The organism is Nonomuraea solani (assembly GCF_900108335.1).
Classification (GTDB): Bacteria; Actinomycetota; Actinomycetes; order Streptosporangiales; family Streptosporangiaceae; genus Nonomuraea; species Nonomuraea solani.
Window position 1 is genome coordinate 343252 of record NZ_FNVT01000004.1, and the last position, 24193, is coordinate 367444.

A 24193-nucleotide genomic window follows, 5' to 3' on the forward strand; every position below is an offset into this window, starting at 1 on the left:
TGATGGAGGAGAACGTGCTGTCGCGCTGGCGCGGCAGGAGCATCGCGGCGGGCTGGTCGCTCGCCGACGACTGGTGGACGCCGGAGGTGGAACTCGCGCTCAAGGCCGTACGCAGAGGCTGCGACCTTTCCGGCGCGTGCTGGGCGCTGGGGGCGGCGCGGGCGAGCGCCGGGGTGGGCATCGCCGAGGGCCTGGACGACCTGGCGGCGCTCTTCGAGGTGTCCGCGGTGGGCGAAACACCGTTCGCGGCGCTGCGCTCGTTCGCGTCGGGGTGGGCGGAGAAGAGCTTCGCGCCGATCGGGGAACTGCAGTGCGAGGACCCGCTGACGGGGCTGGCCACGGTGGCGTACGTACGGACCCGGCTGGCGCAGCTGTACCGGGGGTCGGTGGCGGGAACGTGCCTGGTGGTAGCCGAGCCGCCGACGGAGGCCCTGTCGGCGGGAGCGGGAGCGGGATCGGCGAAGGCCAGGCCGGCGGGAACCGCGTCTACGGAAACCCCATCCACGGGGTCGCCATCGACGGGGTCCCTATCGACGGGGTCCGCATCGGCAGGGGCCACTTCCGCAGGGGCCGGGGAGTTGGCCGAGCGATTGGCCGCGGCGCTCAACCTGGCCACCGCGTTGCGGACCGCCTTTCCCGGGGACGAGACGCTGGCGCTGTTCGCGTCCGCCCGCGTGGGGGCGATCACCAGGCAGGACGAGCGGCTGGCCGGCCGGGTGGCGCGGCTGCGGGCCGCCGACATCCTGTACGGCCACGGCCCTCTGGTCAGGGTGCGGCCGTTGCCGAGGGCGTACGGGCAGGCTCTGGCACTGATCAGGACCCTAAGCTTGGAGCCATGACAGATCGCGACAACCTGCTGGCCGAGATCAAGAGCAAGGCCGTCGTCCACGGCAAGGTCACCCTCTCCTCCGGTCTGGAGGCCGACTTCTACCTCGACCTGCGGCGGATCACGCTCGATGGCGTGGCCGCGCCCCTCGTCGGCAAGGTGATGCTCGACCTGACCGCCGACCTCGACTACGACGCGGTGGGCGGGCTCACGATGGGCGCCGACCCGGTGGCGGGCGCGATGCTGCACGCGGCGGCGGCCCGGGGACGGGCGCTGGACGCCTTCGTGGTGCGCAAGGCACAGAAGGCGCACGGCATGCAGCGGCGCATCGAGGGCCCGGAGGTCAAGGGACGCCGGGTGCTGGCCGTCGAGGACACCTCCACGACCGGCGGCTCCCCGCTGACGGCAGTCGAGGCACTGCGCGAGGCGGGGGCCGAGGTCGTGGCCGTGGCGACGATCGTGGACCGGGGGGCGCGGGAGCGGGTGGAGGCCGAGGGCCTGGAGTACCGCACGGCGTACACGCTGAAGGACCTGGGCCTCTAACGACGAGTGCCCATGACGGCGGGACCTTACGGGCGCCGACCCCGCCCCCATGCCGGCCTTCCCCATCACACTCCGGCGGGGGTCCTTTAGAAGAAGGGGAAGGCGGACCCTGCAGAAGGACGAAGTCGGGGCCCTTCAGGACGGGCGGGGGTCCTTTGGAAGAAGCGGCTCACCTGCGACGGGACGTAATTGCGACGCGGCGCGGTCGGGCGGCGCAGCACGTCGCGCGGTTCGGCTACAGCAGGCGAAGCGGTTCGCCTTCGGGGACGTAGCGCGCTCGAGCGGTCCGCGCGGCGGCGTGGCGCAGGCGGCGGGGTTCACCTCCGGCGGCGCATAGCCGGGGGTCACGTCCACGGACGCGACCCGACGGCGGGCGGGCGCGTGGTTTGGCCGTGGTGATGCGGTGTGCCGGGGGCGGGGTTAGTTCGGGGTGCGGATGGTGAAGGAGTCGCGGGTGCCTTGTTTGCCTTGGTCGCGGGGCTTGCCGTTCTCCGTGACGCGGACCGTGCCCGCGTCGCTCAGCACCACGGCCAGTTCCGGTTCGAAGTAGCTGACCTCCTCGCCCCGGCTCATCTCGCGGTACTGCAGCACGTCACCACCGGGCACCCGGACCGTGACAAGGGGGCAGGTTTCGGCCAGGCACTCGATGCGGACCGTCGGCACCTGGCCGGTGGCCTGCAAAGTCGTGGCGGCTGGGCCGGTCGCGAGGGCGGAGGCGCGCTCGCGCTCGGGCAGCGGCGCGCCCGAGGAGGCGAGCAGCGCGCGGCCGCCGATGACCAGGAGCGTCACCACGGCCCCCGCCGCCACGACGGCGAGCGCTAATCGGGCGAGGCCCATCGGATCTGACCTGTGGCGTCCCACAGTGGGCAGCGTACCCCGGTGATGATCCGCTGTGGATCTCCGTCAGAACCGAACCGTCAGAGAACCGAACCGCCGGAACCGATCCGTCAGAACTGAGTGTCGGTGCTCGACGGCACGCGGTGGTGCTTGCCGTTGGGCGAGGGCAGGCTCTTGGCCTCCCTGCGGTGCTTGATCGCCTCGACGATGATCGGGATCAGCGAGATGAAGACGATCAGGAAGACGCCGGGCAGGATGTAGCGGTCGATCTTCTTCGGGTCGACCGCGCCGCCGAGGAAGTGGCCGACCAGGAGCAGGCTCTCGACCCAGATGAAGCCGCCGACGACGTTCCAGATGAAGAACCGCTTCGAGGACATCTCCAGGACGCCCGCGACGGGATTCATGAACGTGCGGACGATCGGGACAAACCTGGCCAAAATCACTGCCTTGGCGGGACCGAACTTCTCGAAGAACACCTCGGCCCTGAGCACGTGCTCCTTCTTGAACAACCGGGATTCCGGTTTGTCGAAGAGTTTCCGCCCGAATCGTGCCCCGAGGAAATGACCGAGCTGGGCGCCCGCGATGGCGCACAGCGGTGTGCCGATCAGCAGCACGGGGAAGGAGAGCGGTTCGATGCCCATTCCCTTGGCGACCGACGCCGAGCTGAAAAGTCCCGCCGCCACCAGCAGTGAGTCGCCGGGCAGGAAGAACCCGAGCAGCAGACCCGTTTCGGCGAAGATGATCGCGAGAACGCCGATGGTGGCGAAAGCACCAAGAATGGTGAGCCACCAAGTCGGGTCGAGGAGATTCCAAAGCCAGTCCACCCGGAGAGCCTACCCGTAGCGGGGATGCGCGACATGACCACCAAGGACGCGTTGTCTCTACCACAAGGGGTAGTGAGGCTGGATACTGGGCCCTGGCGCGAAGCCGTAACTTCTCAGGGAGATGAATCATGCCTATTGCGACTCCAGAGACCTACGCTGAGATGCTCGACCGGGCCAAGGCCGGCGGATTCGCCTACCCGGCGATCAACGTGACCTCCTCGCAGACGCTGAACGCCGCCCTGCGCGGCTTCGCCGAGGCCGAGAGCGACGGCATCGTGCAGATCTCGACGGGAGGCGCCGAGTTCCTCTCGGGGAGCACGGTCAAGGACATGGTGACGGGCGCCACGGCGCTGGCGGAGTTCGCGAGGGTGGTGGCCGACAAGTATCCCGTCACGGTGGCGCTGCACACCGACCACTGCCCGAAGGACAAGCTCGACGGCTTCATGCGGCCGTTGATCGACATCTCCCTGGAGCGGGTCGCCAAGGGCCTCGACCCGCTCTTCCAGTCGCACATGTGGGACGGCTCCGCCGTACTGCTGGAGGAGAATCTGGAGATCGCCAAGGAGCTCCTCGACAAGTGCGCCCGCGCGCGGATCATCATGGAGATGGAGATCGGCGTGGTCGGCGGCGAGGAGGACGGCGTCGTCGGCGAGATCAACGAGAAGCTCTACACGACGTCCGAGGACGCCCTGGCCACCGCTGAGGCCGTGGGCCTCGGCGAGAAGGGCCGCTACATGCTGGCCGCCACGTTCGGCAACGTGCACGGCGTCTACAAGCCGGGCCACGTCAAGCTGCGGCCGGGCGTGCTGAAGGAGATCCAGGAGGCGGTCGGCGCCAAATACGGCAAGGAGAAGCCGTTCGACCTGGTCTTCCACGGCGGCTCCGGCTCGGCGATGGAGGAGATTCACGAGGCCATCTCGTACGGCGTCGTCAAGATGAACGTCGACACCGACACGCAGTACGCCTTCACCCGCCCGGTCGCCGACCACATGTTCCGCAACTACGACGGCGTGCTCAAGGTCGACGGCGACGTCGGCAACAAGAAGGCCTACGACCCCCGCTCCTACGGAAAGGCCGCAGAGGCCGGGATGGCCGCCCGCATCGTCGAGGCATGTCAGCACCTCAAGAGCGCTGGGACGAAGATCTCCTAGCCACTGGTGCGGCTCGGCGGGTATGACTTGTCCTATGGATAACCTTCTCGCCGGGCCGCCCCCGACTCACCTGCCGGACCTGCCCGAGGCCAGGGAGGCGCTCGAGTCCGGGGTCAAGCCCTCTGACGTGGCCGCCCGGTTCCCCGCCTACCCGGCGGCGTGGGCCGCGCTCGCGGAGGAATACTTCGCCCAGGGGCACGCCGTCACCTCCTACGCCTTCGCCCGTACGGGCTACCACCGCGGCCTCGACCAGTTGCGCCGCAGTGGCTGGAAGGGCCATGGGCCCATCCCGTGGGAGCACGAGCCGAACCGGGGTTTCCTGCGCTGCCTCTACGCGCTGTCCAGGGCGGCCCAGTCGATCGGCGAGAAGGACGAGGCCGAGCGGTGCGCGCAGTTCCTGAGGGACAGCTCGGAGGAAGGTTACGAGGCGCTGACCAAGGGATAGGCCCAGGTCCCTTGGGACGAATGGGCACGTTCGGGTAGTCTCTCTACGCAAGAGCCCCTGTCGCGCTTGCGCCAGGGGTTTTCGTTTTTTGCTCGGGAGACTGAACCATGCCGGCTGCCGTTCTCGTTGGTGCCCAGTGGGGCGATGAGGGCAAGGGCAAGGCCACCGACCTGCTCGGTGGCGACGTCGATTACGTCGTCCGCTATCAGGGTGGCAACAACGCGGGACACACCGTGGTCATCGGTGATCAGAAATACGCGCTCCACCTGCTCCCCACGGGGATCCTGTCGCCGGAGGTCGTTCCGGTGATCGGCAACGGCGTGGTGATCGACCCAGGGGTGCTGCTGAGCGAGATCGACGGGCTGGCCGAGCGGGGCATCTCCGCCGAGCGCCTGCTGATCTCCGCCAACGCGCACCTGATCATGCCGCACCACAAGGCCCTGGACAAAGTGACCGAGCGCTATCTCGGCAAGGCCAAGATCGGCACCACCGGGCGCGGCATCGGCCCCGCCTATGGTGACAAGATCTACCGCATGGGCGTACGGGTCCAGGACCTGCTCGACCCGGGCATCCTGGCCAAGAAGATCGAGGTCGCGCTGACCGAGAAGAACCAGGTCCTGACCAAGGTCTACAACCGGCGCGGGATCGAGCCGGAGGCGGTGCTGGAGGAGTACCTCGCCTACGCGGAGCGCCTCAAGCCGCACATCGCGGACACCTCGCTGGTGCTGTCCAAGGCGCTGGACGAGGGCAAGTTCGTGCTGCTGGAGGGCGGGCAGGGGACGCTGCTCGACATCGACCACGGCACGTACCCGTTCGTCACGTCGTCGTCGCCCACGGCGGGCGGCGCGTGCGCCGGGGCCGGCATCCCGCCGAACCGGCTCACCAAGATCATCGGCATCCTCAAGGCGTACACCACCCGCGTCGGCTCCGGCCCCTTCCCCACCGAGCTCACGGACGAGATGGGCGAGTGGCTGCGCCAGACCGGCGGCGAGTACGGCGTCACGACCGGCCGCAACCGCCGCTGCGGCTGGTTCGACGCGGTCATCGCCCGCTACGCCACCCGCATCAACGGCGTCACCGACTACTTCCTCACCAAGCTCGACGTGCTGTCCGGGCTTGAGCGGATTCCGGTGTGCGTGGCCTACGAGGTCGACGGGGTGCGGCACGACGAGATCCCGATGACGCAGACCGACTTCCACCACGCCAAGCCGATCTACGAGGAGTTCCCCGGCTGGCAGGAGGACATCACCAGCGCCAAGGCGTTCGAGGACCTGCCCCCGAACGCGCAGTCGTACGTGCGCACGCTGGAGGAGATGAGCGGGGCGCCGATCTCGGCCATCGGGGTCGGTCCCGGGCGCGACCAGACCATCGTGGTCCGCTCGCTCGTCTGAACCTAACTCTCAGGAAAGGTCAGAACCGCCGCCGTCATGGGAGTGCGGAGGGTCCAGCCGAGCGTCTCGTAGAGCGCCTGGCCCTCCGCGGTGGCCACCAGGACGCCCGTGCGCGCCCCCATCGAGGCGGCCACCGAGCCGATCGTCCGCATGACGACCGTGCCCAGGCCGCGACGGCGATGGTTGCCCGCCGTCTCCACCTGGTCCACCACGGCCGTCGTGCCCGCGATGGCGAACTGCCCCCGCGCCGCGACCTCGCCCGCCGCCGTCAGGAGGCGGGCGACCGTGACGCCCGCCCTGGTGGTGACGGCCAGCGTGTAACCGGTGGGCGCCGCCACGGCGTCGTGGGCCAGCGGGGCGGTCATCATGAACTCCGGGTCCTGGGCGGACCAGCGCTCGGGCAGCAGCGGGGCGATCGTCTCACGAGCCGCGCAAAGCTTCAGCCAGGTGCCCGGGGTGGTGAGCGTCGCGGTCAGGTGGCGGACGATCTCGGGGCTCGGCTTGACCACGATGTGGCGGGCGACGTGACCGGGCAGGCCCACGTCCACCCGGAGGCCCCATCGCTCCTGTACGGGCCGGGGTGCGTTGCGGGACACGACCCAGCCGTCGACCCACGCCTGGACTGTCGTGGAATGGGCCGTTTTGAGAACCTCCGTCATAGAGAACAGCCTATTGTCTGCCCAGAATCACACGACCGGGCGTAGCAGGATAAAAAGGACACGGCGTGGCACTGCCCTGACCTGCCCCGCGCCAGGTAGGGTCCCGCTTGTGCACGTTGAGATACATGGTCATCGGGGGGCTCGTGGCCTCTGGCCGGAGAACACCCTGCCCGGTATGAGCCGCACGATGGAGCTCGGCGTGCACGCGCTCGAGTTCGACGTCGCGCTCACCGCCGACCGGCGCCTCGTGCTCACGCACGATCTCACGGTCTCCGCCGTGACCAGCGCCGACCGGCGGCCGGTCCGGCCCGCTGACCCGCTCTTCCCGTACGTCGGCAAGCCCATCAACGCGCTCACCCTGGCGCAGCTCCACACGCTCGACGTGGGCGTACGGCTGCCCCGCCACCCCGACGACCCCTTCGCGCTGACGCAGGTCGCCATGCCCGAGACCAGGATGCCGACGTTCGGCGCGGTGCTGGGGCTGGTGAGCGCCTACGAGGCGGAGGGCGTACGGCTGCATGTGGAGCTGAAGTCCGACCCGACGCGGCCGCACCTGACGCCCGACCCCGAGCTCTTCACCGAGCTCGTCATCGAGGAGCTCGACCGGCACGGCCGGCTCGGCAACGTGGCCATCCTCAGCTTCGACTGGCGCATCATCACGCACGCGGCCGAGATCGCCCCGGACACGCGGCGCTTCGCGCTCATCGAGCGGGACACCCTGCACTGGAACGAGGGCGTCGGCGACGACGTGCCGGCCGCGGCCCGCGCGGCCGGGGCCACCACGCTCTCGCCCGAGCACATCATGGTGGACGAGAAGCTGATGGCGCAGGCGGCGGCCGCCGGGCTGGACGTGGCGGTGTGGACCGTCAACGAGCCCGGGCTGGCGGCCAGGATGCTGGACCTGGGGGCGGCCGGGATCGTCACCGACTACCCCGACCGGATGCGGGAGCTGTGGCGGGAGCGGGGGCACGCGCTGCCCGAGCCCGTGGGCCCGCTCAAGCCGGTGGGCGTCTAGAGCCAGCCGTTGCGGCGGAAACCGCGGTGCAGCAGCACGCAGGCCGTGATCATCAGGGCCAGCACCGCCGGATAGCCCCAGACCTGCTTGGTCTCCGGCATGAAGTCGAAGTTCATGCCGTAGATGCCGGCGATCATCGTGGGCACGGCCAGGATGGCCACCCACGAGGAGATCTTGCGCATGTCCTCGTTGGCGAGGGCGTTCGAGCGGGCGAGCGCGGCCTGCAGGATCGAGCTGCACAGCTCGTTCGAGGACTCCACCTGCTCGCACACCCGGGACAGGTGGTCGCCGACGTCGCGGAAGTATTCGCGCATCTCCGAGGGGATGACGCGGCGCTGCGGCAGCGCGGCCAGCGGGGCCATGAGCGGGGTGACGGCCCGCTTCATCTCCAGCATCTCGCGCTTGAGCTGGTAGATCCGGTTGATGTCGCGGGAGCTGACGTCGGCGAACACGGTCGCCTCGACCTCTTCGAGTTCTAGCTGCATGAGGTCGGCCACCTGCAGGTACTGGTCGACCACATGGTCCGCGATGGCGTGCAGGACGCCGGCCGGGCCCCGGTTCATCAGCTTGGGCTTGTCTTCGAGGCGCTCGCGGACCCCGGTAAGGGGACAGTGCCGGCCGTGCCGCACCGTCACCACGAAGTCGGGGCCGAGGAACACCATGATCTCGCCGGTGGCGATGATCTCGCTGGTGGCGGTCAGCTCGTCGTGGTCGAGGTAGGCGACGGTCTTGAGCACCATGAACAGCGACTCGGCGTAGCGCTCGACCTTGGGGCGCTGGTGGGCCTTGACGGCGTCCTCGACGGCCAGCGGGTGCAGGCCGAACACCTCGGACAGCCACTCCACCTCGGGCGCCTCGGGCTCGTGCAGCCCGACCCAGACGAACGCCTTGGCGCCGTCGTTGGCCTTGTTGTGCTCGCGTACGAGGTCGAGCGCCTCGACGATGCCGGACGCGGCGACCTTCTTGCCCTGGAGGTAGGCCCCGAACTCCACTATCGACTCGACGGGAGGTACGCAGATGTCACGCGCGACCGGCTTGTGGAGCTGGTGCGCGGCGCGCGGCTGAACGGGATGACGGTTGATGCGACGGAAAAGCGTGGACGAGCGCATGGCAGTCCCTTTCCGCCCGACGCGGCACGCTCCACGCGCGATGAATTGTCACCTCAATCAACGAAGGTGCGTGGAGGCACGATCAGGCTGCCGGATTGGAGTGGTCGGGGGTATTCAGACCGAACGTGTGAAAGCTCGTATCGCTGGGATCACCAGGATTCATCCCGGACCACCTCCAATCACAAGAGACGCCGCAAAGCCGCCTCAACCTACCACAGGCGGGTGAACCCAACTGACGATACTCGCCCTGAGGGCCGCGGCTCAGGTAGAACTCCACAAAGATTGACGGCTATTCCGGCATTTGGTGTGCAGGACACCAGAGCGTGCGCCAGGCGGCGGGCCTGCGACAATAGAGCGCGTGCGCGTTCTAGTCATTGGTTCCGGAGGGCGTGAGCACGCCCTGTGTCGTTCACTCAAGCTCGATCCCCAGGTCACCGAGCTCCACTGTGCCCCGGGCAATCCCGGCATCGAGGAGGTCGCCGCCGTCCATCCCGTCGATCCACTCGACCCCGGCCAGGTGGCCGCGCTGGCCGGGCGGCTGCGAGTCGATCTCGTGGTGGTGGGGCCCGAGGCGCCGCTCGTGGCGGGCGTCAGCGACGCGGTGCGCGAGGCGGGCTTCGCCTGCTTCGGGCCTTCCAGCGAAGCCGCCATGATCGAGGGCTCCAAGGCGTTCGCCAAGGAGATCATGAGTGCCGCCGACGTGCCCACCGCCCGGGCCAGGGTGTGCGTCACCGAGGCCGAGGCGGCCGCGGCGCTCGACGAGTTCGGGGCGCCCTACGTGGTCAAGGACGACGGGCTGGCCGCCGGCAAGGGCGTCGTCGTCACCGACGACCGAGAGCTGGCGCTGGCCCACGCGCGGGCGTGCGACCGGGTGGTGATCGAGGAGTTCCTCGACGGGCCGGAGATCTCGCTGTTCGCATTGTGCGACGGGAGCACGGCCGTGCCGTTGCAGCTCGCGCAGGACTTCAAGCGGGCCTACGACGGCGGCCAGGGCCCCAACACCGGCGGCATGGGGGCCTACACGCCGCTGCCGTGGGCGCCCGACGGGCTCACCGAGCAGGTGATGCGGGAGGTCGTGCATCCGACGATCGGCGAGCTGGCGCGGCGCGGGCTGCCGTACCAGGGGGTGCTCTACGTGGGGCTGGCCCTGACCTCCAAAGGGCCGAAGGTGATCGAGTTCAACGCGCGCTTCGGCGACCCCGAGGCGCAGGTGCTGCTCGACCGGCTGGAGACGCCGCTCGGCGGGCTGCTGATGGCGTCCGCGACCGGCGAGCTGGGGCTCGACCCGGTGTTCAAGGGCGGCTCCGCCGTGATCGTGGTGGTCGCCTCGGAGAACTATCCGGAGGCGCCGGTCAAGGGAGACGTGATCAAGGGGCTGCGGGAGACCGAGCACGCCTACGTGATCCACGCCGGCACCAAACGGTCGGGCGACGAGGTGGTCTCCGACGGCGGGCGGGTGCTCGGCGTGGTGGGCAGCGGGCCCGACCAGGAGAGCGCCCGCCAGGCCGCCTACGACCTGGTCGGCCGGATCGAGCTGCGCGGTTCGCACCACAGAACGGACATCGCCCGATGAAGCTTGTGCACTCCGGCAAAGTACGCGACCTCTACGAGACCGACGACGGCCTGCTGCTGATGGTCGCCTCCGACCGCCTGTCGGCCTTCGACTACGTGCTGGAGCCCGCGATCCCCGACAAGGGGGCCGTTCTCACGCAGATGTCGTTGTGGTGGTTCGACCAGCTCAAGGAGGTCGTGCCCGACCACGTCGTGGGGCCGGGCGACGACGCGCGCAGCGTGCTGTGCAGGCCACTGCGGATGGTCCAGGTCGAGTGCGTGGCCAGGGGTTATCTGACGGGCGGCGGGCTGGCCGAATACCGCGCCGGCGGCACGGTGTCCGGGGTGCGGCTGCCGGCGGGGCTGGAGGACGGGTCGCGGCTGCCCGAGCCGATCTTCACGCCGTCCACCAAGGCGCCGATGGGGCAGCACGACGAGCCGATCTCGTACGAGCGGGTCGTGGCGGAGGTGGGCGCGGAGACCGCCGAGGAGCTCAGGCGGATCACGCTGGCCGTCTACGAGCGCGGGGCGGAGATCGCCGCCGAGCGCGGCATCATCGTGGCCGACACCAAGATCGAACTGGGCTGGGACGAAGACGGCGTGCTCACGCTGGGTGACGAGGTATTGACACCCGACTCTTCGCGATTCTGGCCGGCCGAGGAATGGAAACCAGGCCGTTCTCAGCCTTCTTTTGACAAGCAATATGTACGCGATTGGCTACTCTCGCCCGAATCAGGATGGGACAAAGCCTCCGGAAACCCCCCACCTCGACTTCCCGACCATGTGGTCGAGAGCACTCGGCAGCGATACCTAGAAGCGTATGAGCGCGTCACGGGGGTTCCCTTTAGCGGATGATTCGGCAGGGTCATGTGGTGTGAGCGACTACTGTTGGCCCGATCGAGCCTCACCGCCGAAATTCAAGGAGCCGCACGAATGGTCCGTTACCGCGTGCGCGGTGGCAACGCACTGCGTGGAACCGCGTTCATCCAGGGCGCGAAGAACGCCGTGCTCCCCATGATCGGTGCGGCTCTGCTCGCCCCCAAGGGTCGCACCGTTCTGCGCAACGTGCCGATCATCGAGGACGTCCGCCGCGCGGTCGAGCTGGCCGAGGCGATCGGCGCGTACGTCGAGCTGCACGAGTCCGAGCGCACGCTGGTCATCGACGCCTCCAGGGTGCAGAGCCCCGTGCTGCCCGCCGAGATCGCGAGGCGTTTCCGCGGCTCGGTGCTGTTCACGCCCGCGCTGCTGCACCGGCTCGGCGAGGCGATCGTGGAAGGGGTCGGCGGCTGCAATCTCGGCAGCCGCAACCTCGACTTCCACTACCTGGGCTACAAACGGCTGGGCGCGATCGTCGACGAGGGCGAGACCGTCATCCACGTCAAGGCGTCCGGCCTGACCGGTGCGACCCTCTACCTCGACACCCCGTCCCACACCGGCACCGAAAACCTCATCATGGCCGCGGCCCTGGCCAGGGGCACGACGGTGATCGAGAACGCGGCGCTGGAGCCCGAGGTGCTCGACGTCATCGACATGCTCACCAAGATGGGCGCGCGGATCAGCGGCGGCGGCACGGGGTTCATCACCGTGGAGGGCGTCGACGAGCTGCACGCCGTCGAGCACACGGTGATGCCCGACCGGCTCGACGCGGGCGTGTTCGCGATGGCGGCGGCGATCACCGGCGGCGAGGTCAGCCTCGTGGGCACAGGGCTCGACCTGGGCGTCGTCCGCTACAAGCTGGAGCAGATGGGCGTCGAGTTCCACCGGCAGGGCGCGGTGCTGCACGTGGGCTGCGAGGGCCCGCTGCGGCCGATCAACATCATCACCGACACCTATCCCGGGTTCGCGACCGACCTGCAGTCGCCGATGATGACCGTCGCGGCGCTCGCCGACGGCACCAGCTACATTCACGAGCGCATCTTCGACGGCCGGTTCGCGCTGGCCGGCGAGCTCAACAAAATGGGCGCGAACGTGGAGGTCGACGGCAGCCGAGCCGTCGTACGCGGCCGCACGCCGCTCACCGGCACCCAGGTGACGGCCCACGACCTGCGTTCTGGAATCGCCCTCGTGCTCGCCGGGCTGGCCGCGGAAGGCGAGACCCTGATCGACTCGGGATACCTGATCGATCGCGGTCACGCACATCTCGCCGCTCGAATGCGCGCGCTCGGCGCGGACATTACACGAGAGATTTCCGAGCGTTGAAAATGCCGAGAAAAACCTCGTTGAGCTGCTAGGACATCTTGTCGGGCGGTCAACCAGAACGGCTTTCCGGAAAAGTCGGGCGTGACATTACGGCCCCCGCGAGCGATCGTTCCAAAAGAGAGCACTGCAACGGACGGCAGGATGGGACGAACATTGGTCGAGAGGGCCGAAGAAACTCCCCGAGTGTCACGCCCGGGCGCTATGACACCGGACCTCACCATCGGCGTGGTCGGACCCCACGACTTGGTCGAGCGAGTCATGCTGATGGGTCACGCCGCGGCACCTTTGCCGTGTCGCCTGGTCGCGGCCGCGTACCGCGACGAACAGGAGGCGCCCGACAAGGTGACGCGACTCGGTCCCGGTGTCGACGCATGTCTGTTCGCCAGCCCGGTCCCTTATGACCTGGCCAGGCGTTCCGGCGTGCTGACGATGCCCGCGACGTACGTGCAACTCGGCGGAGCCGCATTGGTGGCGGCGTTGGCCAAGGCCGCGCTGGACACCCGGATGGACCCCCAGAGGGTCAGCATCGACGTGGTGAGCAGGGCCGATGTCGAGGAGGCTTACACCGACCTCGGCATCCCCGCCACGGACGTGCACAGCCGCGACGAACCCGGAGCCACCGGGACGATCGCGGCCTACCACGAACGTCTCGCCCGTCAAGGGGCCACCACGGGGGCGCTGACGTGCCTGCCCGCGGTGGCCGAACGCCTGCACGCGGCGGGCGTACCGGTCATCAGGATCAGGCCGACCTCGGCGGCGGTCCGTACGGCGCTGCACACCGCGGCGCTGCTCGGGGCGCACCACCGGCTGGAGGAGTCACAGCTCACCGTCGTGCTGGTGGAGGTGCCGACGCTGCGCGAGCCCGTGCGGCGCGCGGCGCCCCGCTACTGGCGCGACGAGCTGCGGCTGTCTCTGCACCGGCTGCTGGTCCAGGAGGCGAACCGGATCAACGCCACCGTCTGGCCCATCGACGATCACAGCTATCTGGTCACCGCGACCAGGGGCTCGATCGCGGCGGCGACAGACGGGTTCAGGGTGTTGCCGTTCGCGGCCAGGATCAGGGACGAGCTGGGGCTGGCGGTCGAGGTCGGCGTGGGAATGGGACGCACGACGCACGACGCGGAGTCGCACGCCAGGGCCGCGCTGGCTCGCACGCAGGCGGGCAAGCAGGCACAGGGGTTCGCGGTGGACCGCGAGGGCCGGGCACTCATCCCGGCGCCGCGGATGCCGCCTACCGGATCCACCGCCCTCAAACCGAAGGGGGTGGAGGTGCTGGCCAGGCTGGCGGCCAAGCTCGAAGGCGGCGACACGGTGGTCGACGCGGAGGGGGCGGGCAAGATGCTCGGGGTGACCCCTCGTACTGCTCGGCGATTGTTGCGCACGTTGGTTGACGAGGGACTCGCGTGGCCGCTTCCGCCGAACCGTACGCCGCAACCCGGGCGACCGCGGCAGCTTTACCGGCTGATCGTGGAGAAACTGGGTCCGCGCTGATCGCAGATCCGCGCTGAACGTTCCGGGCTCGCCGCGCTCCTTGCGGCGGGCCTGGGGCGATCTCTGTGTGTGCCGGTCATGCTGCCATGCCCGCGGTTCTTCGCCGTTCGGGGTTCTCTTCCGACCCATCCAGTACGGCTGCGCCAAGCCGGCGCCAACCGCCGTACGGCCCTCAGGGCCTCCAGGGAGACGCTCTCTGACCCGCACGGGGCTGGGCGCCGTTACGGCGTTCTGTGGGCCTTCTGAGGGGTTCTGCGTGACCTGGGGAGGGCGTTGGGGTTGACCAAAGATGTCAGCTTTGCGAACGGGTGTGTTGACTCTTGTGAACTTATTGGTTGGCCCGTGTAGATACGGGTATGTTCTCCCACGCCCCCGATCGACGGGATTCGGACGGGGGCACCAAATTTTTCTGGTGAAGACCCCCCGCCTACCGTCTGTCCTGAGTTGAGCGCTCATCGTGCTCGTTTCCGGCCAAGACCGTGCGGCTTTGGGCACCAAGATCGCCCCCTGGTAGGAATCCGACGGGTTTAGGGCCGGCCCCCGGCACCGTTGCGGCTCCATGAGGTTTGAAAGGGCTCTGCGCGGGGCTGTGGGGGCGCTGGGAGCGCTTCCAGGGCAGCGGTGGGAGTCCGAGTCAGCAGGCGCACGCGATTCCTGACACCGGTGCCGTCAGCGCGTCCACCGGCCGGCGGTCGACGCCCGACGCGGTCTCCACGGGGAAACCCTCTCTCGCCCAGTACTCGAAGCCGCCGATCATCTCCTTGACGCGGTAGCCGAGCTTGGCGAACTCCAGGGCGGCCCGGGTGGCGCCGTTGCAGCCGGGGCCCCAGCAGTACGTCACCACCATCGCGTCCGCCGGAATCAGGCCGGCGGCCTTGGTCGCGATCTCGGCCGTCGGCAGGTGCGTCGCGCCCTCGACGTGGCCCTGGTCCCAGCTCTCCTGGCTGCGCGAGTCGACGACGACCAGGCCGGGGACCGAGGCGGCCAGGTCGGCGGCCACGTCCGACACGTCGGTCTCGACGGACAGCCGGGCGGCGAAGTGCGCGATCGCGGCGGCGTTGGCGGCGGCGGGGACAGCCGCCACGGCGGAGAACTGAGCGGGCATGAGACAGGTTCCCTTCGAGGTAGGTGGATGTCTTGGATCCTGTCAGGGCGTGGCCGGAGGGTGACAGTGGCGTGATAGCCGCCTACCGCTAATATCCCGCCATAGTCCGAAGTCTGATACCCGCGAGCATTTTGTCGGCACTCACCTGTACAGTCATGAGCCATGAGTTCAAACGCTACTGACAATCGTTCTCCACTCCTTGTCTGGAGTGCTCTGGCGATCGTCTATGTGGTGTGGGGCTCGACATACCTCGGCATCAAGGTCGCCATCGAGACCCTGCCGCCGCTGTCGCAGGGCGCGATCCGCTTCGTCACGGCCGCCCTGCTGCTGGCCGCCTTCCTGGTGATCAGGAAGGGGCGGGAGCCGTTCCGGATGTCGCGGCGTCAGTTCGGCGGCGCCGCGCTGGTCGGCCTGCTGCTGCTGACCGGCGGCAACGGCATGGTCGCCGTGGCCGAGCAGCATATCTCCAGCGGCCTGGCCGCGCTGCTCGTGGCCGCCGTGCCGCTGTGGCTGGTGGTGCTCAGGATCGCGTTCAGAGACCGGCCGGCGATGCTGACGCTGGCGGGCGTGCTGGTCGGGTTCGGCGGGGTCGCGGCCCTGTCGCTGAACGGCGGCGGCGGGACGGCCGACACGACGGGCATCGTGGTGATCCTGCTGGCGTCGCTGTCGTGGTCGATCGGCTCGTTCCTGTCGGGGCGGATCCCGATGCCGTCCAACGTGTGGGCGGCCAGCACGGTGGAGATGCTGGTCGGCGGCGCGGGGCTGGCCGTGGTCGGCGTGTCTTTCGGGGAGCGGCTCGACCTGGCCACCGTTTCCGGGCGGTCGTGGGCGGCGCTGGCATACCTGATTCTGGTGGGGTCGCTGGTCGGGTTCACCGCGTACACGTGGCTGCTGGGCAACGCGCCGATCTCGCTGGTGTCCACGTACGCGTACGTCAACCCGGTCGTCGCCGTGCTGCTCGGCGTGCTGGTCGTGAACGAGCACGTGACCGTGCAGATGGTGCTCGGCGGCCTGGTGATCCTGGTCGGCGTCGCCCTGGTGGTGTCGACCGAGCGACGCGCGAAGGCCAGACCACTCGTCGTCGAAGAAGAGGTCAGGGTCTAGCGAGGAACTCCTGGGCGGCGGCCAGGAACACGTCGTTGGACTCGGGCGAGCCGATGGACACGCGCGCGCCCTCCCCCGGGAACGGCCGTACCGCCACGCCCTCCAGACCGCAGGACGAGGCGAAGTCCATCGTGCGCTCGCCAAGCCGGAGCCAGACGAAGTTCGCCTCGGTGGGCGGCACCGTCCAGCCCTGCGCGATGAGCGCCTCGCGGACCCGGGTGCGCTCCTTGACCACCCGCTCGACCCGCTCCAGCAACTCGTCCTCGGCCTGGAGCGAGGCGAGGGCGGCGACCTGGGCGAGGTGGTTGACCGCGAACGGGATGATCGTCTTGCGCACGGCCGACGCCACGGGCTCCTGCCCGATCAGGTAGCCGACGCGCAGGCCGGCCAGCCCGTAGGCCTTGGAGAAGGTGCGCAGCACGCAGACGTTCGGCCGGTCGCGGTAGAGGGTGAGGCCGTCGGGGACGTCCTCGTCGCGCACGTACTCGCGGTAGGCCTCGTCCAGCACCACCAGCACCCGCTCGGGCACCCGGTCGAGGAACGCCTCCAGCGCCCCGCGCCGGATGGAGGTGCCCGTCGGGTTGTTCGGGTTGCACACGAACACCATGCGCGTCCTGTCGTTGATCGCCTCCGCCATGGCGTCCAGGTCGTGGTCCTCGCCCGCCAGCGGAACCCGCACCGAGGTCACACCGGCCAGGTCGGCGAGCAGCGGGTACGCCTCGAACGACCGCCACGCGTACACGACCTCGGCACCCGGCTCCCCCACCGTCTCGAACAACTGCTGCGCCACGGTGACCGACCCGGCGCCGAGCGCGATGTGGTCGGCCGGCACACCGAACCGCCCCGCGATGGCCTCGGTCAGCTCGACACAGCCCGGGTCGGGGTAGCGGTTGATCTGCCGCGCCCCCTCGGCGATCGCCTCGACCACGGACGGCAGCGGGTCGTAGGGGGATTCGTTGGAGGAGAGCTTGTACGACCGGCCGTCGGGGGCCACTACGGCCTTGCCCGGCTTGTAGCCGGCCATGGTGTCCAGAATCTGGCGGAAACGAGGCATGACCTAACTTTAAGGCAGCTTCCAAAGGCGCTCCTGGTCCCACCCATTCCTGGGAGCCGGCGCTACTCCTTGAGGCTGCGGAGCATGGGAGGGTGGAGGAGCTCGGCGGGGCCTCGGCGGTAGAGCTTGGCGGGGCGGCCTCCGTCTCTCGTCGTGGTGGCGCCCGCCTCCAGCAGGAAGCCCTCCGCTTTGGTGACCTTGCGGTGGAAGTTGCGGGGGTCGAGGGAGCGGTCCCAGACGATTTCGTAGACGCGGCGCAGATCAGCGACCGTGAACTCCGGTGGGCAGAAGGCGGCGCTCAGCGAGGTGTACTCCAGTTTGGCCCGCGCACGTTCCACGCCGTCCAGCATGATGCGGCGGTGGTCGAAGGCCATGACGGTCAGGGAGCTCACCGGTTGCCAGCTCATGTGGGCCTTCTCCGACGCCGGGAGGTCGGGGGCCAGGCCCAGGTAGGCGACGCTCAGGACGCGCTGGCGGGGGTCGCGGTCGGGGTAGCCGTAGGTCTGGAGTTGCTCCAGGTGCACCGGGGCGCCGGGGAGGCCGGCTCGTTCGGCGAGGATGCGGTGGGCGGCCGCCGGTAGGTCCTCGTCGAGCTGGATGAAGCCGCCGGGCAGCGACCAGCGGCGCAGGAACGGGGGGTTGTCGCGGCGCCAGACCAGGGCGCTCAGCGCTTGATTACGCACCGTGAGCACGACCAGGTCGACGCTGACCGGGACGCTCGGGACCATGCAGGGCACGTTACACGCAGTCGTAGGCGAGCAGCGAACCGTGCGGTGATAGGCCGGTTGACGCCCTCACGCGGCCGAACGGAGGGGATTCACGCAGAGTGAAGGCCGCACCATGATGCGGGGGCTACGTGACGATCCGTACGTGTAGCGGTTCCGACGTCGTCTGGCCCGACGGTAGTTTCACGCCGATCCTGACCCACTGCCCGGCCGGCACCTGGCTCCAGTCGAACGGCACCCACGCCGTGGCCATCCCGTCCGGCAGTTCCTCCTCGATCGGGTCCTCGTCCAGCGAGCCCACGGACGCCACGACCATCTCGCTCGTCCCGCCCGGCCACTGCACGGTGACGGTGCCGTCCTTGAGGTTGTAGCCGCGTACCTCAAGCCCGTCCCGGCCGTCGCGCGGCCGCCTGATCGCGTCCACCGCGATCGGCCGCTGCCAGTCCTTGGTGATCTCCTCCTCGAGCGAGGGGTTCCCGCAGGTCATGAAGTCGCTCCACATGTAGGAGACGATCTTCTGGACGTAACGCCCGGCCATCGTCACGGCCTTGTCGAGGCGCTCCTTGTCGGTCTTGCCGCGGGTGCCCTGGGGCGCGCACGGCTCCTTGCCCGACGGTTCGAACGCCTCCACGTTCGCCCAGAGCTGCACCTGGTGGCCGGAGTCCAGCATCTCCTGGCGGGCCGCCGCCATCTCGCGGTAGTAGTCGCGCGTGGACCCGTGGTACGCCGTCGCGTACGTCGACTCCCCCACCATCGACCGCAGCCGCTCGTCCACCTCGCTGTCGCGCTCGTCCGGCCAGTACAGCCCCACCTTGCCTGTCCCCCGGCTGTCCTGCGGCGCGATGATCCCGACCCCGGTCTTCACCAGGGCCTTGAAGCCCTCGGCCACCTGCTTGGGCGTCTGCCCGAACGGCACCCGCTGGCGTGCGTCCATGTAGGGGCTGATCAGGATGGGTTTACCGGGTAGCTCCTGTTCCACGATCGTGTGCTGGTCGGCGTACACCTCCAGCGTCGGGTTCGTCGCCAGCGTGGACGCCATCTGGACCTCGAACGGCTGGTAGACGCCGCCCAGCGACTCCCGGTCGGCGAAGCGCACGCCGTAGTCCTGCAGGATGCGCCGGGTCAGCGTGGTCAGCGTGCCCAGATGCCGCTTCTCGGCCCTGATCCGCATCTTCGAGTCGCGCGGCGCGAGCGGCAGCGCCGGGAAGACCCGCATGCCGAACTGGTCGGCCAGGTCGAGCAACTGGGTCAGGCTGTCGGTCGGCGACCCGGTCACCAGGATCAGGTCGTACGATCTGGCCTTGCTGCTGAAGTCGCAGGTGGCGTCGTCGGAGCCGTCGGCCTGGGTGATGAGCCGGAAGTAGGTGCGCTTGCCGGCCTCGATGGTCTGCTCAAGCTGCGGGCAGCGGAACAGGTCCTTGCCGAACGACTCGTCGGTCCGGTAGACGTACGTGCGGCCGATGCGGTTGTCGGGGTTGGCCTCCTTGAGGTCCCGCTCGGCCGCGTCGTGGCAGCTCAGGCCGTCCTGTTCGCACGCCTTGTAGAGCGAGTCGGGCGTGCCGTCCCTGTCGAGGATCTCGCCGGAGCCCGAGACGTTGCGGAACTGCAGGCCGTACCCGATCCTGATGATCGTGTCGCCGCCGACGCGGTGGATCTCCTGCAACTGCTTGCGCCAGGTGCAGGGGTTCGACTTGGGGGTGATCCAGTAGCCGGTGACGGCGTAGGGGGCCTTCTCACCGGTGTCGAACGTTCCACACGGGTCGGTGAACTCGCTCACCGCGGGGGTGGGCTCGGTCTTCGTCGGCGTGGCGACCGCCGCGGGCGACGGCGCGGCCGCCTTGTCGGACGGCGGCAGGACGATGATCACGGTCGCGACCACGGCCAGGATGGCTGCGCCCACGACCAGGAAGAGCCAGCGCACGTTCAGGAACCTACCCGCCCTCGAGAATTACGGCTTGACGCCGGCCCAGGACTCCAGCTGGGAGACGAACCGCTTGGCCGAGTTGGGCCAGTGGTGGTTCGCACGCGCCGCCGCGTAACCGCGCGCGCCCTGCGCCCGCCGCTCCCGTACGTCGTCCCGCAGCGTCAGTACGGCCTGCGCGACCGCCTTGGGGTCCTCCCAGGGCACCACGACACCACTGTCGTAGCGCTCGACCAGTTCGACCGCGCGCGGCGACGGGGTCGTGATGACCGGAATGCCGTGCGCCATGTATTCGACGATCTTGGTCGGCATCGAGTGCCGGTAGTTCGGCTCGTCGTGCAGCAGCGACAGCCCGGCCAGCGCCCCGTCGAGCCGCTTGAGCGCCTCGTCGTTGGGCATGAAGTCGCGCCATTCGAGCACGCCGTCGGTGACCGCCTGGTTGAGCATGGGGCGGCTCTGCGGGTCGGCGTAACCGATCAGCTCCACCGCCACCCGGTACGGCTGCAGCAGCCGGGCCACCTCGACCGCCTCCGTCACGCCCCGGGCCCTGGACAGCCACCCGAGGTAGACCACCCGGTCGTCGCCGGGCGGCGTCACGGAGTCGGGCACCCAGGTCTCGTTGGGCACGATCAGGTGGGCGTGCTTGAACCGGCCCGCGTAGGCCGTCTCGGCCAGCAGCAGGTGCATGCGCCGCTCGGCCGTGCCCTCCAGCATGCGGGCCAGGAAGCGCGCCGGCGGCCGCAGCAGCGACGGCAGCCACGGTTTGAGCGAGAGCGTGGCGGGGGTGTCCTCGTGCACGTCCCACACCACCGGCGGGGCGTTGCGGACGCCCCACACCGCGAAGAGCAGTTCGGGGTCGTGGATGAGGACGAGGTCGACCTTGTCGCGCATCCGCTTGAACAGCCGGCGCGCGGCCCACACGGCGGAGATCCGCTTGCGCTGGGCGGCCCTGGGGAGATCGACTCCGGTGACCCACGGCCTGGGGACGACGCCGTGCGCGGTGTACGAGGCGGCATACGTGACCTCATGACCGGCATCCACAAGGGCACGAATCTGCCGATGCAGAATTCTCGCGTCCTCGGGGTTATGCACCACCGTCATGACGAGCACGTGCACTGCGCGCAGCCCTCCGTCGCTACAGCCGCTCGACGCGTTCACCCTCGGCGAGAACGCCTCGGGTGTCGAGCACGAGCTTGGCCTTGGCCTCGACCATGTCGAGGTCGAACGCGGCGTGCTGCTGCAGGAGCAGCGTCACGTCCGCGTGGATCACGGCCTCGGCCAGATCCTCCTCACGCGGCACCGGGGTGCCGTCCACCGACCACTCCTTGACGTACGGGTCCGCGAACGTGAGCTCTGCCCCCAGCTCCAGCAGCGCACGCGCCACCGGTAGGGCCGGAGTCTCCCGCTCGTCGGCGATATCCGGTTTGTAGGTGACGCCGAGCATAACGACTTTGGCGCCGTTCACGGGCTTCTTATACCGGTTGAGCAAACGCTGGACGCGGGCCACCACGTAGGACGGCATCCGCTCGTTGATCTCCTGCGCCAGCTCGACGAACCGGAAGGGGTAGCCCAGCTTGCGCACGGTGTACGAGAGGTATGAGGGATCGACGGGGATGCAGTGCCCGCCGACGCCCGGCCCCGGGAGGAACTTGTGGAAGCCGAACGGCTTGGTGGCCGCGGCCTCGATGGACTCCCAGAGGTCGATCCCGAGCTCGTCGCAGAAGATCGCCATCTCGTTGACGAGGGCGATGTTGACGTGCCGGTAGGTGTTCTCCAGCAGCTTGGCCATCTCGGCCTCGCGGGTGCCGCTGACCGGCACCACCTGCTCGATGAACTGCCCGTAGAACGCCGTCGCCCGGTCGCGGCAGGTCGGCGTGTAGCCGCCCACGACCTTCGGGGTGTTCCGCAGGCCGAACTTGGGGTTGCCCGGGTCGATGCGCTCGGGCGAGAAGGCCAGGTGGAAGTCGTCCCCTGCGGTGAGCCCGGAGCTCTCTAGCAGCGGCCTGGCCACCTCGTCGGTGGTGCCGGGCCAGGTGGTGGACTCGAGAACGACGAGCGTGCCCTTGCTCAGGTTGCGCGCCACGGTCTTGGTGGCGCCCTCCACGGCGGACAGGTCCGGCCGGTGGTCCTCATCGAGCGGGGTGGGCACGCATATGACGATGGTGTTGCTTCGGGCGAGCACGGCCTCGTCGAGCGTCGCGCTGAACCCACTGGCCAGCATGTGCTCGAGGTCGGCATCGGTCAGGTCATCGATGTAGGACTGCCCGGCGTTGAGCGCGTCGACCTTGCGAGGGTCGACGTCCAGGCCGACGACCCGCAGGCCCGCGGCCACCGCCTCCTTCGCGAGAGGCATGCCGACGTAGCCCAGGCCGATGACAGCCAAGTCGATTTCTGTCACAGCTGTGCCTTTGGGAGCCGGAAACAACACTTCATGGTCGCAAAGGTTATCTCAAGTCCACCTAGCTCACGCCTAATGCGACGGAACCCGTCACAAGAGACAGGCAACTCGAAGGTCATCATTCTGCAATCGACCGGTATAGAGCTTGATAAGTCTCGGCAACGCGGCTCCAGGTCCGCTTCGCCGCGACCTCGGCCCGGCCGGCCTCACCCATCTCCGCGCGCCTGGCCGGGTCTTCGCGCAGCCCGGCGATCGCCTTGGCCAGCTCGCCCGGATCGCCCGCGGGCACCAGGAGTCCGGCGCCGTCGGAGCCGACCAGCTCCGACAGGGCGGGCAGATCGCTGAGCACGACGGGCTTGCCGAGCGCCATGGCCTCGACGGGTTTCAATGGGGTAACAAGTCGGCATACGCGCAGGTCTTCGCGCGGGCAGGCGAAGATGTCGATGGCGTCCTGCGCCTGCAGCGCCTCGTCGGGACCCACTCGTCCCGGCAGGATGGCGTCGCCGAGACCCAGCTCCTCGACGAGTTCGAGGAGGTTCTCGCGCTCGGTGCCGTCGCCCACGATGAGCACGCGTACGGGCGTCTTCTCGTCACGCAGCAGCGCGGCGGCCCGCAGCAGGGTGGCGAAGCCCTCGTAGGCCACGATGCTGGACACCGACCCGACGACGATCTCGCCGTCGGCGATGCCGTATTCGCGCCGGAACGAGGCCCCGTCGTAGTGGGCGCTCAGCAGCGTGTCGTCGACGGCGTTGGGCGCCAGGTGGATCTTCTCCCTGGGCACGCCGCGCTCGACGATCTCGGTGGCCATGGTCTCGGCCAGCGTGACGACCGCGTCCGCCTCGCGCATCAGGAACGCCTCGCGCTCGCGCTGGAGCAGGTGGCGCTGGCTGCCGACCCGGATCGGGTCGCGCGAGGCCCACGTCTCCTCCAGGAAGCCGCGTACCTCGTAGACGAAGGGCGTGCCGGTCCTGTCGCGCACGGCGTGGGCGATCGAGCCGTTGCGGTGGTCGGTGGCGGCGTGCAGAAGCTGGGGCTTCAGCTCGGCGACGAGCCGGGTGACCCGGTCGGCGCCCTTGATGATGCGCCCCCGCGTCTCGAACGGCATCTCGCCGTGCCCGTCCGGCAGCAGCCGGTGGTAGGGGATGCCGTCGAGCTCTTCGAACGGCGTCGCGTCCGCGTGCCCCTGCAGCATCGGCCAGCCCCAGCTCGTCACCACGTGCGGGTCGATGCCCGCGACCTTCTGCGCGGTGACGATGCGGTGGGTGCGGACGGTGTAGCCGGCCTGCGTGTACGGCAGCGCGTTCGTGACCACGTGCAGGACCCGGTTCTGTACCCGGTCCAGGATGGCCACCTTGGGCCCCGGCGGGATGGGGTCGGGACTGATCGCGGCCAGCTCGCCCCGGTAGTAGGCGGCCCTGCGCTTCACGAACGGGTATTTGGTGTGGGCCTCGAGCACGGCGGCGGCGTCGCTGACCCGGCCGGCGTCCCAGTGCTCCTTGGCTTCGTTCCACGGGCCCTTGACCACGCGCATGCCGAACTTGCGCACCGCACGCCTGGCACGCCTGGCGGCCGGCCAGGCGACGCTTCCCACGAGGGGACGCAGCCGGGGTGGGAGCGTGTCGGCGGCCGCCTGGGCCACACGGACGGGGTCGGATTTGACCTTCGTCATGACCACGCGGGAAACGATGATCGGATGCTGGACGAAGCCCTTGAGAAGTCCACCGACGCCGGCACGGGCGGACTTCGCGGAGACCCCGTCGGATTTACGGGAGGAGTCTTGACGACTGGCGTCGGATGCCACGCAGGGACCGTACCATAGGCAGCGTTTTTTCCCTTCCGCTATGA

22 protein-coding genes are annotated in these 24193 nt (G+C 69.1%); 11 read left to right on the top strand and 11 right to left on the bottom strand.

The features are described from left to right. Positions 1-2: 2 nt before the first annotated feature. Together C4V41_RS17125 and pyrE are read left to right on the top strand one after the other, a co-directional pair. Positions 3-839: a hypothetical protein gene (locus C4V41_RS17125; RefSeq protein WP_103956873.1), complete on the top strand. Its 837-nt coding sequence runs from the start codon at positions 3-5 to the stop codon at positions 837-839. Then, positions 836-1369 (top strand): orotate phosphoribosyltransferase, encoded by a 534-nt coding sequence (gene pyrE, locus C4V41_RS17130; protein WP_103956874.1) that lies wholly within the window; start codon positions 836-838, stop codon positions 1367-1369. Before C4V41_RS17125 ends, pyrE begins: the two co-directional genes overlap by 4 nt. A gap of 420 nt (positions 1370-1789) precedes the next feature. On the opposite strand, the gene C4V41_RS17135 is transcribed toward pyrE, so the two are convergent. Together C4V41_RS17135 and C4V41_RS17140 are read right to left on the bottom strand one after the other, a co-directional pair. Then, the gene (locus C4V41_RS17135) at positions 1790-2230 is read right to left on the bottom strand and encodes a hypothetical protein (RefSeq protein WP_146103686.1); all 441 of its coding nucleotides are present in this window, start codon (positions 2228-2230) and stop codon (positions 1790-1792) included. A gap of 86 nt (positions 2231-2316) precedes the next feature. Beyond that, a complete protein-coding gene (locus C4V41_RS17140) occupies positions 2317-3030 on the bottom strand; it encodes a DedA family protein (RefSeq protein ID WP_103956876.1) in 714 nt (237 codons plus the stop codon). 128 nt (positions 3031-3158) lie between these two features. Here C4V41_RS17140 and fbaA point away from each other — a divergent pair, with 128 nt between their 5' ends. The 3 genes from fbaA (at position 3159) to C4V41_RS17155 (ending at position 6017) form a co-directional block, all read left to right on the top strand. Continuing rightward, on the top strand, positions 3159-4181 hold the full coding sequence (fbaA, locus tag C4V41_RS17145; protein ID WP_103956877.1) for a class II fructose-bisphosphate aldolase: 1023 nt from the start codon (positions 3159-3161) through the stop codon (positions 4179-4181). 34 nt (positions 4182-4215) lie between these two features. Then, positions 4216-4626, top strand: a complete 411-nt coding sequence (locus tag C4V41_RS17150; protein WP_103956878.1) for a DUF3151 domain-containing protein — start codon at positions 4216-4218, stop codon at positions 4624-4626. Between the two features lie 107 nt (positions 4627-4733). Next, complete coding sequence (locus C4V41_RS17155; RefSeq protein WP_103956879.1) at positions 4734-6017, top strand: adenylosuccinate synthase; 1284 nt, start codon at positions 4734-4736, stop codon at positions 6015-6017. Between the two features lie 2 nt (positions 6018-6019). On the opposite strand, the gene C4V41_RS17160 is transcribed toward C4V41_RS17155, so the two are convergent. Beyond that, positions 6020-6676: a GNAT family N-acetyltransferase gene (locus C4V41_RS17160; protein ID WP_235030176.1), complete on the bottom strand. Its 657-nt coding sequence runs from the start codon at positions 6674-6676 to the stop codon at positions 6020-6022. A gap of 109 nt (positions 6677-6785) precedes the next feature. Between C4V41_RS17160 and C4V41_RS17165 the strand changes: the two genes are divergently transcribed. After that, positions 6786-7691, top strand: a complete 906-nt coding sequence (locus C4V41_RS17165) for a glycerophosphodiester phosphodiesterase family protein (protein ID WP_103956881.1) — start codon at positions 6786-6788, stop codon at positions 7689-7691. On the opposite strand, the gene corA is transcribed toward C4V41_RS17165, so the two are convergent. Then, a complete protein-coding gene (corA, locus tag C4V41_RS17170; RefSeq protein WP_103956882.1) occupies positions 7688-8800 on the bottom strand; it encodes a magnesium/cobalt transporter CorA in 1113 nt (370 codons plus the stop codon). The two genes, C4V41_RS17165 and corA, sit on opposite strands and share 4 nt — an antisense overlap. A 358-nt stretch (positions 8801-9158) precedes the next feature. Between corA and purD the strand changes: the two genes are divergently transcribed. The 4 genes from purD (at position 9159) to C4V41_RS17190 (ending at position 14041) form a co-directional block, all read left to right on the top strand. Next, the gene (gene purD / locus C4V41_RS17175) at positions 9159-10373 is read left to right on the top strand and encodes a phosphoribosylamine--glycine ligase (protein WP_103956883.1); all 1215 of its coding nucleotides are present in this window, start codon (positions 9159-9161) and stop codon (positions 10371-10373) included. Next, entirely contained in the window at positions 10370-11206 is an 837-nt protein-coding gene (locus C4V41_RS17180; RefSeq protein WP_103956884.1) for a phosphoribosylaminoimidazolesuccinocarboxamide synthase, read from the top strand. Before purD ends, C4V41_RS17180 begins: the two co-directional genes overlap by 4 nt. A gap of 78 nt (positions 11207-11284) precedes the next feature. After that, positions 11285-12550, top strand: a complete 1266-nt coding sequence (murA, locus tag C4V41_RS17185) for a UDP-N-acetylglucosamine 1-carboxyvinyltransferase (protein WP_103956885.1) — start codon at positions 11285-11287, stop codon at positions 12548-12550. Between the two features lie 201 nt (positions 12551-12751). Then, entirely contained in the window at positions 12752-14041 is a 1290-nt protein-coding gene (locus C4V41_RS17190; protein ID WP_103956886.1) for a GTP cyclohydrolase IIa, read from the top strand. Between the two features lie 634 nt (positions 14042-14675). Here the strand turns inward: C4V41_RS17190 and C4V41_RS17195 are convergent. Beyond that, positions 14676-15146, bottom strand: coding sequence for a rhodanese-like domain-containing protein (locus tag C4V41_RS17195; RefSeq protein ID WP_103956887.1), 471 nt, complete (start codon positions 15144-15146; stop codon positions 14676-14678). 162 nt (positions 15147-15308) lie between these two features. Here C4V41_RS17195 and C4V41_RS17200 point away from each other — a divergent pair, with 162 nt between their 5' ends. Beyond that, positions 15309-16250 carry an EamA family transporter gene (locus C4V41_RS17200; protein WP_103956888.1) on the top strand — a complete coding sequence of 314 codons (942 nt, stop codon included), beginning with the start codon at positions 15309-15311 and terminating at the stop codon, positions 16248-16250. On the opposite strand, the gene hisC is transcribed toward C4V41_RS17200, so the two are convergent. The 6 genes from hisC to C4V41_RS17230 all read right to left on the bottom strand — a co-directional run bounded on the left by hisC (position 16240) and on the right by C4V41_RS17230 (position 24149). Then, positions 16240-17304: a histidinol-phosphate transaminase gene (gene hisC, locus C4V41_RS17205; RefSeq protein ID WP_103956889.1), complete on the bottom strand. Its 1065-nt coding sequence runs from the start codon at positions 17302-17304 to the stop codon at positions 16240-16242. The two genes, C4V41_RS17200 and hisC, sit on opposite strands and share 11 nt — an antisense overlap. 62 nt (positions 17305-17366) lie before the next feature. Next, positions 17367-18032: an NUDIX hydrolase gene (locus tag C4V41_RS17210; protein WP_103956890.1), complete on the bottom strand. Its 666-nt coding sequence runs from the start codon at positions 18030-18032 to the stop codon at positions 17367-17369. A gap of 124 nt (positions 18033-18156) precedes the next feature. Then, entirely contained in the window at positions 18157-19950 is a 1794-nt protein-coding gene (locus tag C4V41_RS17215; protein WP_103956891.1) for a DUF4434 domain-containing protein, read from the bottom strand. A gap of 27 nt (positions 19951-19977) precedes the next feature. After that, positions 19978-21066, bottom strand: coding sequence for a glycosyltransferase (locus C4V41_RS17220; protein ID WP_103956892.1), 1089 nt, complete (start codon positions 21064-21066; stop codon positions 19978-19980). A gap of 19 nt (positions 21067-21085) precedes the next feature. Then, positions 21086-22348: a nucleotide sugar dehydrogenase gene (locus C4V41_RS17225; RefSeq protein ID WP_103956893.1), complete on the bottom strand. Its 1263-nt coding sequence runs from the start codon at positions 22346-22348 to the stop codon at positions 21086-21088. 118 nt (positions 22349-22466) lie between these two features. After that, positions 22467-24149: a glycosyltransferase family 4 protein gene (locus C4V41_RS17230; protein ID WP_103956894.1), complete on the bottom strand. Its 1683-nt coding sequence runs from the start codon at positions 24147-24149 to the stop codon at positions 22467-22469. Between the last annotated feature and the right edge of the window lie 44 nt (positions 24150-24193).